At 63.9% G+C, this 1,012-nt stretch carries 2 protein-coding genes; both read left to right on the top strand.

What is annotated here, in order from left to right:
* Positions 1–565: mechanosensitive ion channel domain-containing protein (locus tag JHD07_RS30110; RefSeq protein ID WP_291628754.1), on the top strand; the 565-nt coding region annotated here is incomplete at its 5' end.
* 124 nt (positions 566–689) lie between these two features.
* On the top strand, positions 690–1,012 hold a 323-nt coding region (locus JHD07_RS30105), incomplete at its 3' end, for a TetR family transcriptional regulator (RefSeq protein WP_291628752.1).

The following is a 1,012-nucleotide window of genomic DNA, read 5'->3' as shown; positions in this document are numbered from 1 at the left end:
GAGCAATCTGATCGCCGGCCTGCAGATCGCGATCACCCAGCCGATCCGCATCGAGGACGCCGTGATCATCGAGAATGAATGGGGCTGGGTCGAGGACATCGCCTCGACCTATGTCGTGATCCGGCTGTGGGACTGGCGCCGGATGGTGGTGCCGCTGTCCTACTTCATCGAGAAGCCATTCCAGAACTGGACCCGCGATACCGCATCTCTGATCGGCGTCATCGCGCTCCATGTCGACTATCGTGCCGACGTGGCCCGCATCCGTCGCTGGCTGGAAGGTGCGGTCAAGGAGTCGAAGCTCTGGGACGGGGAAGTGGTCAATCTCCAGGTGATCGACGCGGATTCCCGCACCATCGAGCTTCGCGCGCTGGTCAGTGCGCGCAACGCGCCGCAATCCTGGGACCTGCGCTGCGAAATGCGAGAGAAGCTGATTGCCTTCATCCGCGACGAGATGCCGGAAGCCCTGCCGCGCGAGCGCGCGATTCTGATCCCGTCGGGAGATGACGGCGACTTCCCCGCCCGCTCCACGCGGCCGCAGAAGATGCAGGCCGGAGCCAACAACTGAACGGCGCGGCCAGAGGCCGTCGCGAGCGTCATTTTTCCACGGACGCAACTTCCGACGAGAGGGGCTGCGGACGTCGCCCGAGTTGTTGACGAGACCTGATCTTTTGTACGATAGTACAAATGAGATGGTACGCAAGCCCACCAGCAAGGAAACGGCCCGCAAGCCGAACATGCGCGAGGCGATCCTCGCCGCAGCCGAGGAGCTGTTCGCCACCCACGGCTTCAATGCCGTGTCGGTGCGCGACATCGCGCTGGCCGCAGGGGCCAACCCAGGTAGCGTGACCTATCATTTCAAGACCAAGGATGGCCTGCTGCTGGAGATCTACCGCCGCCATTGCGGGCCGATGAATCTGCGCCGCTCCGAACTGCTCGCTGCCGCCAGGCGCGTACGCGATCTCCAGGACCGGCTGGAGGCGATCGTTCGCGCCTATGTGGTGCCGGCCTTCAC

The organism is Bradyrhizobium sp., from assembly GCF_016462955.1.
Taxonomy (GTDB): Bacteria; Pseudomonadota; Alphaproteobacteria; order Rhizobiales; family Xanthobacteraceae; genus Bradyrhizobium.
Note: the sequence above shows the minus strand (reverse complement) of the source record. Positions and strands in the feature narration are given on the sequence as shown.